At 62.5% G+C, this 13,579-nt stretch carries 14 protein-coding genes and 2 pseudogenes; 8 read left to right on the top strand and 8 right to left on the bottom strand.

The annotated features are described in order from the left end of the window. Positions 1 to 176 precede the first annotated feature (176 nt). A pseudogene (locus FLM9_RS06465) lies at positions 177 to 863 on the bottom strand (DUF5131 family protein). 199 nt (positions 864 to 1,062) lie between these two features. Next, a complete protein-coding gene (dusA, locus tag FLM9_RS06460; RefSeq protein ID WP_074457804.1) occupies positions 1,063 to 2,079 on the bottom strand; it encodes a tRNA dihydrouridine(20/20a) synthase DusA in 1,017 nt (338 codons plus the stop codon). A gap of 51 nt (positions 2,080 to 2,130) precedes the next feature. Between dusA and msrB the strand changes: the two genes are divergently transcribed. Continuing rightward, the gene (gene msrB / locus FLM9_RS06455) at positions 2,131 to 2,658 is read left to right on the top strand and encodes a peptide-methionine (R)-S-oxide reductase MsrB (protein ID WP_257243038.1); all 528 of its coding nucleotides are present in this window, start codon (positions 2,131 to 2,133) and stop codon (positions 2,656 to 2,658) included. Positions 2,659 to 2,691: 33 nt separating this feature from the next. Continuing rightward, positions 2,692 to 3,189 (top strand): GNAT family N-acetyltransferase, encoded by a 498-nt coding sequence (locus FLM9_RS06450; protein ID WP_074457802.1) that lies wholly within the window; start codon positions 2,692 to 2,694, stop codon positions 3,187 to 3,189. An 18-nt stretch (positions 3,190 to 3,207) separates the two neighbouring features. On the opposite strand, the gene FLM9_RS06445 is transcribed toward FLM9_RS06450, so the two are convergent. Further along, complete coding sequence (locus FLM9_RS06445; protein ID WP_074457801.1) at positions 3,208 to 3,663, bottom strand: nitrate reductase associated protein; 456 nt, start codon at positions 3,661 to 3,663, stop codon at positions 3,208 to 3,210. Continuing rightward, the gene (locus FLM9_RS06440; protein ID WP_074457800.1) at positions 3,660 to 4,745 is read right to left on the bottom strand and encodes an anthranilate phosphoribosyltransferase family protein; all 1,086 of its coding nucleotides are present in this window, start codon (positions 4,743 to 4,745) and stop codon (positions 3,660 to 3,662) included. Before FLM9_RS06440 ends, FLM9_RS06445 begins: the two co-directional genes overlap by 4 nt. A 191-nt stretch (positions 4,746 to 4,936) precedes the next feature. On the opposite strand from FLM9_RS06440, the gene FLM9_RS06435 reads away from it, so the two are divergent. Beyond that, the gene (locus FLM9_RS06435; RefSeq protein WP_074457799.1) at positions 4,937 to 5,362 is read left to right on the top strand and encodes a Tery_1686 family protein; all 426 of its coding nucleotides are present in this window, start codon (positions 4,937 to 4,939) and stop codon (positions 5,360 to 5,362) included. Here FLM9_RS06435 and FLM9_RS06430 read toward each other — a convergent pair. The 3 genes and pseudogenes from FLM9_RS06430 to FLM9_RS08815 all read right to left on the bottom strand — a co-directional run bounded on the left by FLM9_RS06430 (position 5,359) and on the right by FLM9_RS08815 (position 8,069). Then, the gene (locus tag FLM9_RS06430) at positions 5,359 to 6,003 is read right to left on the bottom strand and encodes a GNAT family N-acetyltransferase (RefSeq protein WP_074457798.1); all 645 of its coding nucleotides are present in this window, start codon (positions 6,001 to 6,003) and stop codon (positions 5,359 to 5,361) included. The genes FLM9_RS06435 and FLM9_RS06430 overlap by 4 nt on opposite strands. 5 nt (positions 6,004 to 6,008) lie before the next feature. Beyond that, complete coding sequence (gene fabI / locus FLM9_RS06425; RefSeq protein WP_074457797.1) at positions 6,009 to 6,791, bottom strand: enoyl-ACP reductase FabI; 783 nt, start codon at positions 6,789 to 6,791, stop codon at positions 6,009 to 6,011. A 109-nt stretch (positions 6,792 to 6,900) separates the two neighbouring features. After that, a pseudogene (locus tag FLM9_RS08815) lies at positions 6,901 to 8,069 on the bottom strand (TRAP transporter substrate-binding protein). A 168-nt stretch (positions 8,070 to 8,237) separates the two neighbouring features. Between FLM9_RS08815 and leuS the strand changes: the two are divergent. The 5 genes from leuS to queC all read left to right on the top strand — a co-directional run bounded on the left by leuS (position 8,238) and on the right by queC (position 13,088). Continuing rightward, the gene (leuS, locus tag FLM9_RS06415; protein WP_074457796.1) at positions 8,238 to 10,889 is read left to right on the top strand and encodes a leucine--tRNA ligase; all 2,652 of its coding nucleotides are present in this window, start codon (positions 8,238 to 8,240) and stop codon (positions 10,887 to 10,889) included. Positions 10,890 to 10,975: 86 nt separating this feature from the next. Then, entirely contained in the window at positions 10,976 to 11,305 is a 330-nt protein-coding gene (locus FLM9_RS06410; RefSeq protein WP_074457795.1) for a hypothetical protein, read from the top strand. A 26-nt stretch (positions 11,306 to 11,331) separates the two neighbouring features. Beyond that, entirely contained in the window at positions 11,332 to 11,655 is a 324-nt protein-coding gene (locus FLM9_RS06405; protein ID WP_074457794.1) for a translation initiation factor, read from the top strand. 47 nt (positions 11,656 to 11,702) lie between these two features. Further along, on the top strand, positions 11,703 to 12,356 hold the full coding sequence (cysC, locus tag FLM9_RS06400; RefSeq protein WP_257243037.1) for an adenylyl-sulfate kinase: 654 nt from the start codon (positions 11,703 to 11,705) through the stop codon (positions 12,354 to 12,356). A gap of 54 nt (positions 12,357 to 12,410) precedes the next feature. Continuing rightward, positions 12,411 to 13,088, top strand: coding sequence for a 7-cyano-7-deazaguanine synthase QueC (gene queC / locus FLM9_RS06395; protein ID WP_074457793.1), 678 nt, complete (start codon positions 12,411 to 12,413; stop codon positions 13,086 to 13,088). Between the two features lie 251 nt (positions 13,089 to 13,339). Here queC and FLM9_RS08395 read toward each other — a convergent pair. Beyond that, positions 13,340 to 13,579, bottom strand: a 240-nt coding sequence (locus FLM9_RS08395) for a hypothetical protein (protein WP_218969749.1), incomplete at its 5' end; no start/stop codon positions are given.

Raw genomic sequence — 13,579 nt, 5'->3', positions numbered from 1 at the left:
CCAGCTTGGGCTGATTTTGACTGTCGTAGTCCGACCAGAACTATGCAAAATCCTCTGTGGCCCTCTCTTGAAGGCCAATTCAGAGATTCCCTAGCCGATTAAAGTACTGTCGCAGATACGTCCTTAACACCTCCAGCTTGGCCTTGATATGGGGCTCAATTTGGGGAGGCCGCTCGTCAGGCTACCATTGAGATGCCATGATTGCTGTCCACTAAAGCTGGGATGGGCATAGAATTATACTCCTCCCCCTCCAACAGACGACCACCGGCCTTGGGTGTGTATCCGCCCCATTGTTTGAAAAAGAAGGGCACCTCGGGATCTTGGCATTGATCCCGAATCTCGCACACCCATTCCGGGTGCAGTGGACGGGCATGGGGACCACTTCCCCCACCACCAACAACCTAGGAAATGCCCTCCAGGTCAATAGCTCCAGGGGATTCCAACAGGGGCTCAAGAGAGAGGAAGCGCACCGCTGCGGGCGCCATGGAAAGGTGGCGAATGCGGGAGCGCACCGTGCGGTCTTCCACGGAAACGCCACACCAGATATGTGGCGGTGCAAGGCGATCCCCATACCTACCCCTGAGGTACTCCTGCATCCGCAAGCTGCGCTTGGTGAGCACCTAATAGATATGACAGTCCACGGCTTCCATCTGAGCAAAGACCCGATCAATGAACCCGCCGGGAATGTCCTTGTGAAACAGATCCCCCATGGAGTTGACGAAGATCATCCGTGGCTTGCGCCATTGCGCCGGCTGATCCAGCCGTGATTCCCAGAGGCGTAGATCAAAGCCCTGCCCATAGGAATGGCCAGGAACGCCCCGCCAGCGCTCCGCAAAGCGCTCCGCGTAGCAGTGTGGTCGCACCCCCGCGACACCTTGGTAAAGCCGGTCACCGGATTCTAGGTGGCACCGGTCCACTCGATCGCCGAGTTGTCAGCCATGCTGCCTGGGTTGAGCGATTCCTCAGCCTATCAACAGGCTGCTGCTGTGAGGGTGGACGACCATTCTGCTTCACCCGACTTGACCCGATCCAGGCGGAAGGTTCTTTGCAGAAGGCTCTCCATCACCATCCACGCTCCACCAACGCCTCGGCAGCCTGGTGAAGCACTGCCAGGTCAGCGCCACGGACCATGGCCCCTTCACCAAGGCGCCGCCGCCAAGCCCGTGCTCCGGGCACCCCCTGCACCAGTTGCAGCAGGTGGCGGGCCACGTCCCAGAGGCGTCCTCCCCGGACCACGTGGGCCTGGGCATAGGGGATCATGGCCTTCACAACGGCGGACGGCTGCAGGGGATGGCGAGGAGCATGGCCGTAGAAGACTTCATCCACGTCGGCCCAGCGCAGGGGGTGGTCGTAGGCGGCGCGGCCCACCATGACGCCGTCGCATATGGTGAGGGCCTGCCGGCAATCCGCCATGGCGGTGAGGCCCCCGTTGAGGACAATGGACAAGCCGGGACGGTCCTGTTTGAGACGCGCCACCCAGTCGTAGCGCAGGGGGGGGATGGTGCGGTTCTGTTTGGGATTGAGGCCCTGGAGCCAGGCCTTGCGGGCATGGACAATGAAGCGCTGGGCGCCCGCCGCCGCCGTGGTATCTACGAATGCCAGCAAATGGTCGTAGCGCTCCTGGTGGTCAATGCCCAGGCGGTGCTTGACGGTGACCGGCAGGCTGCTGCTGGTGGCCATGGCCTCAATGCAGCGGGCCACGTGGTCGGGCTCCGCCATGAGGCAAGCACCAAAACGCCCCGCCTGGACCCGTTCACTGGGACAGCCCAGATTCAAGTTGAGTTCGTCGTAGCCCCACACCTCCGCCATGCGAGCCGCTTCCGCCAACAGCAGGGGGTCATCACCTCCCACCTGGAGTGCCAGGGGATGTTCGATGGGGTCGTAGTCCAGCAGGGGCCGCCGGTGGCCGTAGTGGAGCGCCTGGGCCACCACCATCTCCGTGTAGAGCAAGGCCTCACGGCTGATCTGACGCATCAGCACCCGAAAATGCCGATCCGTGCAGTCCAGCATCGGCGCCACGCTGAAGGGATGCCCTTTCAATCCGGGAGAAGCATGAAGGTGGCTGGGGACGGCTACCATGGCACGGGATGGGGACCATAGAATGGCTTTTTGAACGAGGGTCACAGCACCATGGCTCCATTGGTAAGCTCCATGAGCCGCCGCCACCTGCTGCTGGGGCTTGTCACCTCTATGGTGACTATTTTGAAACCATCCATGGCCAGCGCAGCATCCCCAGCGGGAGAAGCCACCTGGGATCTCACTGAATCCCAGTGGCGCCAGCGGCTCTCCCCGGAAGAATTTGACGTCTTGCGGCGGGAAGGGACGGAGCGCCCCTTTACCAGCAGGGCACTGCTGGAGGAAAAGCGGGACGGCACATTTGTGTGCAAAGGGTGTGAACTGCCCCTGTTTTCCTCGGCGACGAAGTACGAGAGTGGCACCGGCTGGCCCAGCTTTTGGGAGCCGCTCCCCAACAACATTGCCACCAAGCTGGATTTTAAGCTGTTTCTTCCCCGCACGGAGTACCATTGCCGCCGCTGTGGCGGACACCAGGGGCACGTGTTCAACGACGGTCCTCAGCCCACCGGTAAGCGCTACTGCAACAACGGGGTCGCCCTTGCCTTTGTCCCTGCAGATGCGGCAGAGACGCCAGTGAACTGAGGAGAGTGTTGCAGTTCTTGGTGATGCGGCGTCATGGTTCGGATCCGCCCCCTGCTGTTGGAAGACTGGCCTGCCACATGGCAAATGATGGAGCCGGTGGTCCGTGCCGGCGAGACCCTGGCCTTTGATCCAGCCATGGATAGCGAAGCAGGCTACGCCGTTTGGGTGGAGGCGGTCCTGCAGGCCTTTGTGGCGGTGGCGGCGGATGGCCAAGTGCTGGGCACCTACCACATCAAGCCCAATGGTCCCCCCCTGGCGGCCCATGTGTGCAACTGCGGTTACGTGGTTGCCGCCACAGCGCGACGGCGAGGGGTTGGCAGTCTGATGTTTTCCCATTCCCAGGACCAGGCCCTGGCGTTTGGCTTTCGGGCCATGCAATTTAACCTGGTTGTATCCACCAACACCGCTGCGGTGCAGGCTTGGCAGCACAATGGCATGGCCATTGTCGGCACACTACCCGGTGCGTTTCACCATCAGCGATTGGGCTTTGTGGATGCCCACGTGATGTTTAAGCTTCTCAAAAGCGATTAACTCAACCTGTTTGCCCCATCACGTGATGCCGAATTCCGCTAGGGCAGGCGCCAGGTTGTGGTGATCATGGCCGGGGCGCGCCAGTTTGCATAGGGCAAAACGCTTCAGTTCACTCAACTGCTGCCATTGTTCATTGTTCATGGTTTGCCCCATGGCGTGAAGCGCGGCAGTCACGGACTCCAAGGGCTTTGGCTGCTGCCAGGGGGGAAGCTGGGGAATGGGCAACTCCCCAACAGGACCATCCGCAATGTCGGCAGTGCGCTGTTTGAGGTGTACCGCAAAAGCCTGGAGATCATGGGGTCCATCCGGCCAATCCACCAACCGTTGACGCTCTCCCTGGTCCAGGGCCAGCCAGTGGTGTAGTTTGAGCTTGATGCCGCTCAGGTCCAGCTTGCGGCGCACACAGAGGGGGATGCAACGCCAACTGCCCGTGAAGTCCGCTTCAAAGGCAAAGCAGTGGCTCGCCTCACTCATCGGCATGTGGCATGTTGGCGTTGCGGCTCCATGCTCCGCAGCAGATGGCGGAGGCGATCACGCTTCTGGAGCACCTGGCCACTGGCCAGCAACTGGTCCGCCTCTGCCAGGCAATCGGGCAGGGAGCGCTCACGATTCAGGAACCACAGGTAGGAGCCGCTATTCCAGCTCACGGCCCGGCGCAAGGGGCCATGGCCCAGTAGGGCGGCTTCAGCCATCCGGGACCAGGCCTCCTCACCGTTCCACGCCAGATCCTCTCCAAAATAACCGTGGTCGCGAGGATGGAAGATGTGGCGCTCCGCCTGGCCATAGCGCACGTGGGCAAGGATACCGGCGCGGCTGGTGGGGATATCCGTGCTGCCCTCCAACCCCTTGACCGTGACAACGTTGCGCTCCCCCCCATGTTCAGCCAGGGCTGCCCAGGCCCGGCTCTCCGTTGGGGGATGGACAAATCCGGACACCAGCAAGTGGGCCCCCTTGTGGGGGGACCAGAGCAACTCCAGACTGGCCACGGGGGGGCGCTTGCCCAGTTGATCGCGAATCTCCACCAGTGCCTCAGCCGCCGGGAAGTGCAGTGGCTGGTGGGTCAAGGCCATGTTCTCCTGGTCGAGACAACGCTGCACCGCGGCAATGGTGAGCCCGGACAAATCAATGCCCACACGTTGCAACAGCTCCATGGGAGTGATGCCGTATTTGATGGGCATGCGCCGCCCCCCATGGAGAATGACGGGATGGCCTGCCGTTGCCAACACCAGGGCCGTGAGGGGGAACACCGGCGCGGTCCTGGTGCGACCGTCGTAGGGCATCCCGAAGGAAATGGGCAGGTGCGGGCCTTGGCTGTGGAGGGATGGACCATGGGCCTCGTAGTGGTCCAACATGCCGGCCAACTCCTGGGGTTCCGGGCGGCGAATGCGATGGGCAATGAGAAAGGCCCCCACCTGTGCAGGGGTGGCGTCGCCATTGAGCATCAACGCCATGGCCTCCGCAGCTTCCTCTCGGGAAAGACCGCGGCTGGTGTGTTCGCCACTGCCAATTTTGCGCAATAACTCACGGAAGCGTTGCCGGCTGCTCGGATTCACCATGCTGCTCCCATGCAGTCATCATTCTGTTTGGTGGTTGTATCATGGTGAGCCAGCAAGGCCTACCAGGTATCCATTGCGACGGTTTTGACCGGGTCCCTTGCCATTGGCGCCAGTATACTATCCCCAGTATACACAACCTCGGTCCTGGTTCTTATGGTTGAGCAACCTCCGTGTCCTGGACTGCTGTTGCCATGAATGCTTCCCACCAGGTCACCAGTCCGGAGATTGCCCAGACCGTTGCCAGTGTGGCCACCGCCTTCCGTCAACGGTTCCCCGACGGCCGGGCTGATCTTTGTCCCTGGCAGGACGACTGGCGCACCCGCCGTTGGCAGGAGGCCAACTCCATCGACCTGGGCTTTCACTTCCCCGGCTGGAGCACACGCCTGGCCTGTCGCAGTGTGTTGGTGCAGTTGCAATTCAAGACGTCGCCGGGGCAGCAGGGGCAACTGCTGGGTCTGGTGCTGCGGGGCATCAGCTTCCGGGGGGAGCAATGGCGTCTCGCCACGTTGGGGCCATGGCAGCCGGAGGGGAAGGACACACCCACGGAGGACGTGAGCCAGGCCTTGCAGCACTTTTGCCGTGACGTTTTCAAGCTGTTCGGGGCTGCGGCCAGTTAGGAATCCAGTTGAGAACAAGACGACTGGGCACCGGTGCCGCGCTTCACGGTTGCGGAGTTAGCGCCCTGTTTCGTTGGTGGCATGTGGCGATACACCAGGCTGCCTTCCAGCAGAGCGGGCTCACGCTGGGCGCCCAGTCTCTCCATCAGGGCAATGGAGCGGGTGTTGCCCGGGGAGACGTAGCTCACCAGACGGGGAAACTCCAGCGCTCCGAAGGCGTAATCCCGCGCCGCCCGGGCGGCCTCCAGGGCAAGGCCCTGGCCTTCGGCAGCCTGGATGAGGGCAATCCCCAGCTCCGGGTCTTGATTACCCGGCTCAAACCCCAGCACAACCAGGCCCAACGGGGCGCCGTCCCCCTTCCCCTCCATGACCCACGCACCGTGACCACGCCAGAGCCAGGTGCTGCACGTGCGCGCAAAATCATCCCAGGCCTCCTCCCGCGTCATGGGGCCATTCATGAACTGGGCCCGCTGGGAGCAGGCAATCCGGGCATAGATCTGGAAATCCGTGATGCGGGGAGCCCGCAGCCACAGGCGTGCTGTTTTCAGCACCGGGATCCGGGCGCTGATGCGTTGGGCCAGCGCCGCTGCCGGTCCTGTGGAGGGACGCTCATGGGGACCGGGTTGCTCGGACGTGTTCACAGTCCTCAAAATCCCATGATGCAATAGCCCCCGTCCACGTACAGGACCTGGCCGCTGATGCCGGAGGCCAGGGGGCTGGCCAGGAAAGCGGCGGTGTTGCCCACCTCCTGCTGGGTCACGGTGCGGCGCAGGGGAGCCCTCTCCTCCACGTGGTGGATCATGTCCAGAATGCCCCCCACAGCGGAACTGGCGAGAGTGCGGATGGGGCCGGCGCTGATGGCGTTCACCCGCACCTGCTTCTCGGGACCCAGTTCAGCCGCCAGGTAGCGAACGGAAGCCTCCAGGGCTGCCTTGGCCAGTCCCATGACATTGTAGTTGGGAACGGCCCGCTCGGCCCCCAGGTAGGTGAGCGTGATCACACTGGCCCCTTGGGAGAAGAGGGGCTTGGCCAGGCGGCAGAGGGAGGTGAGGGAGTGGCTGCTGATCTCCAGGGCGGTGCGGAACCCCTGGGCGGTGGTGTTGGTGAAATCCCCCACCAGATCCGCCTTGTTGGCAAAGGCGAGGCAGTGAACGAGGATGTCTAGTTGGCCCCACTGGCGCTCCAGTTGCTGGAACACCGACTGCATCTGCTCCGGGTTCTGCACGTCCATGGGCAGAAACAGACCGGGATTGAGGGGCGCCGTCAACTCCCGCACCTTGGCTTCAAACCGCCCCTTCTCGTCCGGAAGATAGGTGATGCCCAGTTTGGCCCCGGCAAGGTGGAGTTGCCGGGCAATGCCCCAGGCGATGGAGCGGTTGTTGGCAATGCCGGTGACCAGGGCCTTCTTGCCGCTGAGATCCAGGAGCATGACAGCAAAGGAGTGTGTGTTGTTATTGTTCCTTAGCGGGGGGACCGACCCTTGGGGGCTCTGGGCCAATGGGGTTTCTTGGCAGGCCTGAGGGGTGTTCAGATATTGATTAAAATATCCGCACTGACTTCATACAGGCTTTTCTAAGAATTTCTGTACGTAGAGCAATGGGCAGGGAATTCTTCATGGATTCCTTCACGTTACTCCAATACAAGATGTTTTCACGGAAATGGGACCAGGGTTCATAGATGCGACGAAAACTCTGATTCTTGATGGTGTAGTCTTCATAGATCTCAAAGCTGGCCTGTTCCGCTGCTTTGAGAATGTCTTCTTCATAGAAAACAAGGCTGACGCCCTCGGCAACCAGCCGTCTCAGGGCATCACCGTTCCGTTCATCATAGCGGGCCAACATCTGCAGATTGACTTCGCTGGCTGCCGTATGAAACATCTGTTGGTAAGGTCTGGGCAGTGCCTCCCAGGTCTTGCGGTTCACAAAAACATGGAGCGCGGTACCGGGCTCCCACCAGCCCGGGTGATAATAATACTTGGCCACCTTCCACAGCCCCAGCTTCTCGTCGTCATAGGGGCCAACCCATTCCGCCGCGTCAATGGTGCCCCTTCCAGTGCCGGGAAAATCTCTCCTCCCGGTAACGCTTGCACCTTGACGCCTAAGGTGCTCATCACTTCACCACCCAGGCCCGGGATCCGCATGTTCAAAAGCCCTGTAGATCAGCAACGGTATTGACCTGCTGCTTAAACCAGCCTCCCATTTGTGGACCCGTATTACCTGCCGGAAAACCCAGCACGTCAAACTGTCCAAACAGACGATTCATGGCCTCATTGCCGCCACCTTCATAGAGCCAGGCATTTTGTTGTTGAGCATTGAGACCAAAAGGTACGGAGCTGCCAAAGGCAAAGGCAGGATTTTTGTCGATATAATAATAACTGGCGGTATGGCCGCACTCCGCCAAGCCTTCTTGTACGGCATCCAAAATCTTGAGGCCGGAAACCAGCTCACCAGCGGCGTAAGGCGTGATTTGAAAATAACCGTCACTCATCTCCTCCACTCGCTCGGCCATGGCGACTGCGCCGCCGTACATGGTGTCGAGGGACGTTGGCCAACTGGTGGCCATGCCGCCAGCGCACCCTGGGTTGATCACCACCCATCACGGCTGGTGATCTCCGGCGTTGCTGTTGCCGCCCCAGGCCACCACAAGCCGCCAGAGCAGCACTGCCCAAGCTGAAGGCGGCGGTCGTGACGGCCTGACGACGTTTCATGGGGTGACCGGCCGAGGGCAGTACTGGCCACCTCAGGGCTAGCCGATCTCCAGCGCCCGTACCCCTGCCTGGGGCAGCGCAGGTGCTGGAGTCAAGGCGGACGGTCATCCCGATCCCCCGTTCCCCCTGTGGGACCATGTTGGCCAATGCTGGCCCTTGTACCCTGCGATGCCCGCCTCCGACCCGAAGACTGCCTTGCCGGACCATGGTCTGGCCCAGCCGTTGCAGGAACCCTATTCTCCCAGCCGGGTGGAGGCCCACTGGCAGCAGCACTGGCGGGCCTGTGGGCAATACCGCACACCGGAGCCCCGGCCTGGACAGGACACGTTTTACGCCCTCTCCATGTTCCCCTATCCCTCGGGGAATCTGCACATGGGACATGTGCGCAACTACGTCATCACCGACGTGGTGGCCCGGGTGCAGCGGATGAAGGGCAAGGCGGTGCTCCATCCCATGGGTTGGGACGCCTTCGGCTTGCCCGCAGAAAACGCCGCCATTGAGCGCTCCGTGGAACCGGGCCGCTGGACGGAGCAAAACATTGCCCAGATGCGGCGTCAGCTTGATGCCCTGGGGTTGTCCCTTGACTGGGAGCGGGAAGTGACCACCTGCCAGCCGGATTATTATCGCTGGACCCAATGGATTTTCCTAGAACTGTTTGCGGCGGGGTTGGCCTACCAGAAGGAAGCTGCCGTGAACTGGGATCCGGTGGACCAGACCGTGCTGGCCAACGAGCAGGTGGACAGCCAGGGGCGCTCCTGGCGCTCCGGCGCCCTGGTGGAGCGCCGCCTGCTCCGCCAGTGGTTCCTTGGCATCACCCACTATGCACAGGACCTGCTGGAGGACCTGAAGCTGCTAGGGGGTTGGCCGGAGCGGGTGCGCACCATGCAGGCTAACTGGATTGGGCGCTCCACCGGCACCCAGGTGTTGTTTCCCTTCATGCCCCCCGGCAACGACCAGGGCACAGTGGCGGTGGAGGTGTTCACCACCCGGCCGGACACCCTGTTTGGCGTCACCTACATGGTGTTGTCTCCGGAGCATACCCTTGTGGACAGCCTCACCCACCCGGAGCAGCAGGCCACCGTGGCCGCCTTCCGTGACGAGATGGCCCGCACCAGCACCATGGAGCGCACGGCAGATGATCGCCCTAAGCGGGGCGTTCCCCTCGGCACCCATGTGCGGCACCCCCTCAGTGGTGAGCCCGTTCCCGTCTGGATTGCGGACTATGTTCTGCTGGACTACGGCTCCGGCGCCGTGATGGGGGTCCCTGCCCATGACAGCCGTGACTTTGACTTCGCCCGGCGCCACGGCCTGCCCGTCACCGTAGTGATCACCCCCGACGGCCAGGATCCTCCAGGGGGAGAAGGAAGCCTGGAGGAGGCGTTTTGCGATGACGGCGTCCTGGTGAACTCCGGTGACTTCAATGGTCTGCCCAGCCGGTTGGCCAAGGCCCGCATCACCGCTGCGCTGGCTGCTCAGCAGCTTGGGAAGGAAAAAACCGTCTATCGCTTGCGGGATTGGCTGGTGTCGCGCCAGCGCTACTGGGGCTGCCCCATCCCCATCATCCACTGCCCCAACTGTGGTGCTGTGCCCGTCCCCCAAGACCAGTTGCCCGTGGAGTTGCCCCGGGATTTGCCCTTGGCGGGCAAGGGGGGCAACCCCCTGGCCAAGGCCAAGGCGTGGCTGGAGGTGGACTGTCCCGTCTGTGGAACGCCAGCCCGGCGGGAAACCGACACCATGGACACGTTCATGTGCTCCAGTTGGTACTTCCTGCGCTATGCGGACGCCACCAATGCCCAGCAGGCCTTTCAGCGGGAGAAGGTGGACCAGTGGCTACCCGTGGATCAATACGTGGGGGGGGTGGAACACGCCATCCTGCATCTGCTCTACTCGCGATTTTTCACCAAGGCGTTGGCGGACCGGGGCCTGTTGGGGTTCCGTGAGCCCTTTCAGCGGCTGCTCACCCAGGGCATGGTCCAGGCCATCACCTATCGCAATCCGCGCACAGGCAAATACGTGGCCCCGGCGCAGGTGCAGGATCCCGATCACCCCTTGGATCCTGAGGATGGGGAACCCCTGGAGTCCTTCTTCGAGAAGATGTCCAAGTCCAAGCTCAACGGCGTGGACCCGGCCTCGGTGGTTGCCCGCTACGGGGCCGACACGGCGCGGATGTTCGTTCTCTTCAAGGCGCCGCCGGAGAAGGATCTGGAGTGGAGCGATGCGGACGTGGAAGGGCAGTTTCGGTTTCTGCAGCGGCTCTGGCGCCTAGTGGCGGCTTTCCGGCAGCGAGGTGGACGGCTCAACCGTGCCCCGGACAGCCCCACAACAAAGCTCGCTGCCATAGACCGGCAGGTGCGCCGTTGTGTCCACACCGCCATCCAGGCCGTTGAAGAGGATCTGGATGGGGCCTATCAGTTCAACACGGCCGTGTCTGAACTGATGAAGCTGGCCAATGGCTTGGGCAACCTGGACAAGGCCTCTGACGGTGTGCAGCGTGAGGCCATGGACACCCTGCTGCGGCTGCTGGCCCCCTTTGCTCCCCATTTGGCCGAAGAGTTGTGGCGGCAGTTGGATGGTGCGGGCAGTGTTCACAGCCAGAGTTGGCCCCAACCGGACTCGGAGGCCCTCAAACAGGAGTTGCGGGATGTGGTGATCCAGATCCAGGGCAAAACCCGGGGAACCATGACGGTGCCCAGTACCGCCTCCCAAAAGGAACTGGAACGCCTGGCCTGTGGCAGTGACATTGCCCAGCGCTGGCTGAAGGGAACCACCCCACGGCGGGTGATCGTGGTGCCGGGGCGGTTGGTGAACTTGGTGCCGTAGGTCGTTGCCGCCCTCCATGCCCCCCGGATCAGCAGGAGCAAACGCAGCAGAGGCAAACTGGGTCATCCGTCATCACAGCCTTCCCCATGCAACGCCGACCGCCCTGGCTTCTCATTGGCGCCCTGGCTGCCCTCATCCTGTTGCCGGGTCCCACCCTGCGTCTGCTCTTCGGTTTGGCCAAGTGGCTATCCCTGCTGCTCCTGTTGCCCCCTCTGCTGGCGGGTGTGGCCGGCTTGGCCGGCTGGCTGTGGTGGCGTCGCCTGCAAGCCCGGATCCGGCAATGCCCAAGTTGCGGGATCTCCACTATGGGCACCACCACCTGCCCCGCCTGTGGCTACAGCTTTGTGGGGACCACCCCAGGCAGCGGTGGCAAACATGACCCCATTGATGTGCAGGCGGAAACCCTAGAGGATTAGGGCTCTATACAACAGGGAGTACACCCATGGCCCGCAACCGAGGTTGGCAAGAGTTCAGGTCCGATCAGACGCCCCGGATCCGGCAGCTGCCGGCGCCGCAGCCGCCAGGTCAACAGCAGGTCAGGGTGCAGCGCAGCAGTCGGGGGCGCGGTGGCAAGACCAGCACCATCATCACAGGACTGGAGTTGCCCCCCGACCAGCTCCACGCCTTGGCCAAGGCTTTGAAAGTCGCCACCGCCACCGGAGGCAGCGTGCAGGGGGACACCCTTGTGCTGCAAGGCGACCAGGTGACGGCGGTGCTGGAGCAACTCGCTAGGCGCGGCTATCTAGCCAAACGCTCTGGTGGCTAAAGCACATGCCGCTGTCGGCAGTGGGGCGGCTGCTGTAGACAATTGCCGTGGACAATGGAACCCAGGCCGGCGTCTTTTCCGTGACCACACCCACCACCACCAACATCGTCTGGCATCAAGCCGGTGTATCCCGCCAGGAGCGGGCCGCGTTGCGGGGGCACGGCAGCGCCGTCCTCTGGTTTACGGGCCTCTCTGGCTCCGGCAAGAGCACCATGGCCAACGGGGTCAACGGTGAACTGCACCGCCGTGGTATTGCGGGCTATGTGTTGGACGGGGACAATGTGCGCCATGGCCTCTGCAACGATCTGGGCTTTACCGATGCCGACCGCATCGAAAACATCCGCCGCATTGGCGAGCTGGCCAAGTTGTTCCTGGATGCTGGAGTGATCACCCTGACGGCTTTTGTCTCCCCCTTCCAAGCGGATCGGGATCGGGCAAGGGCTCTGGTGCCCTCTGGCGACTTCCTGGAGATCTACTGCGCTGCCGACCTGACCACCTGTGAGCGGCGGGATCCCAAGGGCTTGTATGCCAAAGCCCGTGCTGGGGAGATCAAGCACTTCACGGGGCTGGACTCTCCCTATGAGCCCCCCCAAAGCCCAGAGCTGGTGATCCGCACCGGTGACCGCTCCTTGGAGGCGGGGATTGATCAGGTGTTGAGTGCCCTTGAGCAGCGTCAACTGATTCCTCCTCTCGCCGCTTGAGAATTTGAGATCCGTGGCCGTGCCGAGCAGCCCAGCCCCCGCCCCCACTGCGCCATGAGCAGCCGTCCTCCCGTTGCTGTTGCTTTGCTCTCAGGTGGCCTGGACTCGGCCACGGCGGCGGCCATGGCGTTGGCGGAGGGGGATCAGGTGATTGGTCTCTCCATGGACTACGGCCAGCGCCACCGCCGCGAGCTGCAAGCAGCCTCTGCCCTGGCCACGGCTTTGGGCCTGGTGGAGCACCACCGGTTGACGGTGAACCTGGCCGCCTGGGGCGGCTCGGCCCTCACGGACCTTCAACAGCCCCTGCCCCAGGACGGGGTTCAAACCCACGTCATTCCCACCACCTACGTGCCGGGGCGCAACACGGTGTTCATTGCCCTGGGTCTGAGTCTGGCGGAGGCCAGAGGCGCCCATCGGTTGGTGCTGGGGGTCAATGCGGTGGATTACTCCGGCTATCCAGACTGCCGCGGTGATTACCTGGCCCAATACCAGACCCTGGCGGACCTGGCCACCAAAGCCGGTCGCCTGGGACAGGGTCCCAAACTCTGGGCCCCTCTGCTCCGCCTCAACAAACGGGAGATTGTTGAGCGGGCTTTGGCTCTGGACGTGCCCATAGCCGCCACCTGGAGTTGCTATGGCGGTGGGGAAGAGCCCTGTGGCCGTTGCGATAGCTGCCGCATCCGCGACCAGGCCCTCCACGATGCAGGGGTCCCCCACTTGGCCAGCCACTGAGCGGCTGGCTGGGCAGGGCCAACGGGAGAAAACCAGGTGACGTCAGGGTTGCCGGGCGGCGGCTCAACGGGGGGCTTTGCTCAGCGTCTCCATGATCTTCAAGGGCAACTCATCCACTTTCTTCCGTAGCTCTTGCATGTCTTCCTACTGTCGGTCATCCAGCTTGGCCAGATCACTACGCAGGTCGTCAATCCGCTTGTTTAGCCGGTTCACGATCAGCCCCACCCCTATGAGGATCACGGTGGGTTGGCTCAGCAGTGCAAACCATTCGCTGAGTGCGGTTCTACCAATTCCACCTCTTCGAGTGGATCACCATTGATGAGATCGAACCATTGCTGGTCTCTGGGAAAGAACTGCTTGAGGGAGGGTTGTGGGAGCATTGCAGGAAGGTGGACAGGGAGAAGGCAGTGCCAAGACTGATAGACAGGAGCAAAGCAGAGAGGCACATTGGACATGGCGGGAAGCGCCGCTGACATGCATTCCCAACAGCG

The sequence above is a fragment of the Candidatus Synechococcus spongiarum genome (assembly GCF_900047545.1).
In the GTDB taxonomy this organism is placed as follows: domain Bacteria; phylum Cyanobacteriota; class Cyanobacteriia; order PCC-6307; family Cyanobiaceae; genus Synechococcus_B; species Synechococcus_B spongiarum_C.
This window is presented reverse-complemented; position numbering and strand designations above follow the sequence as displayed.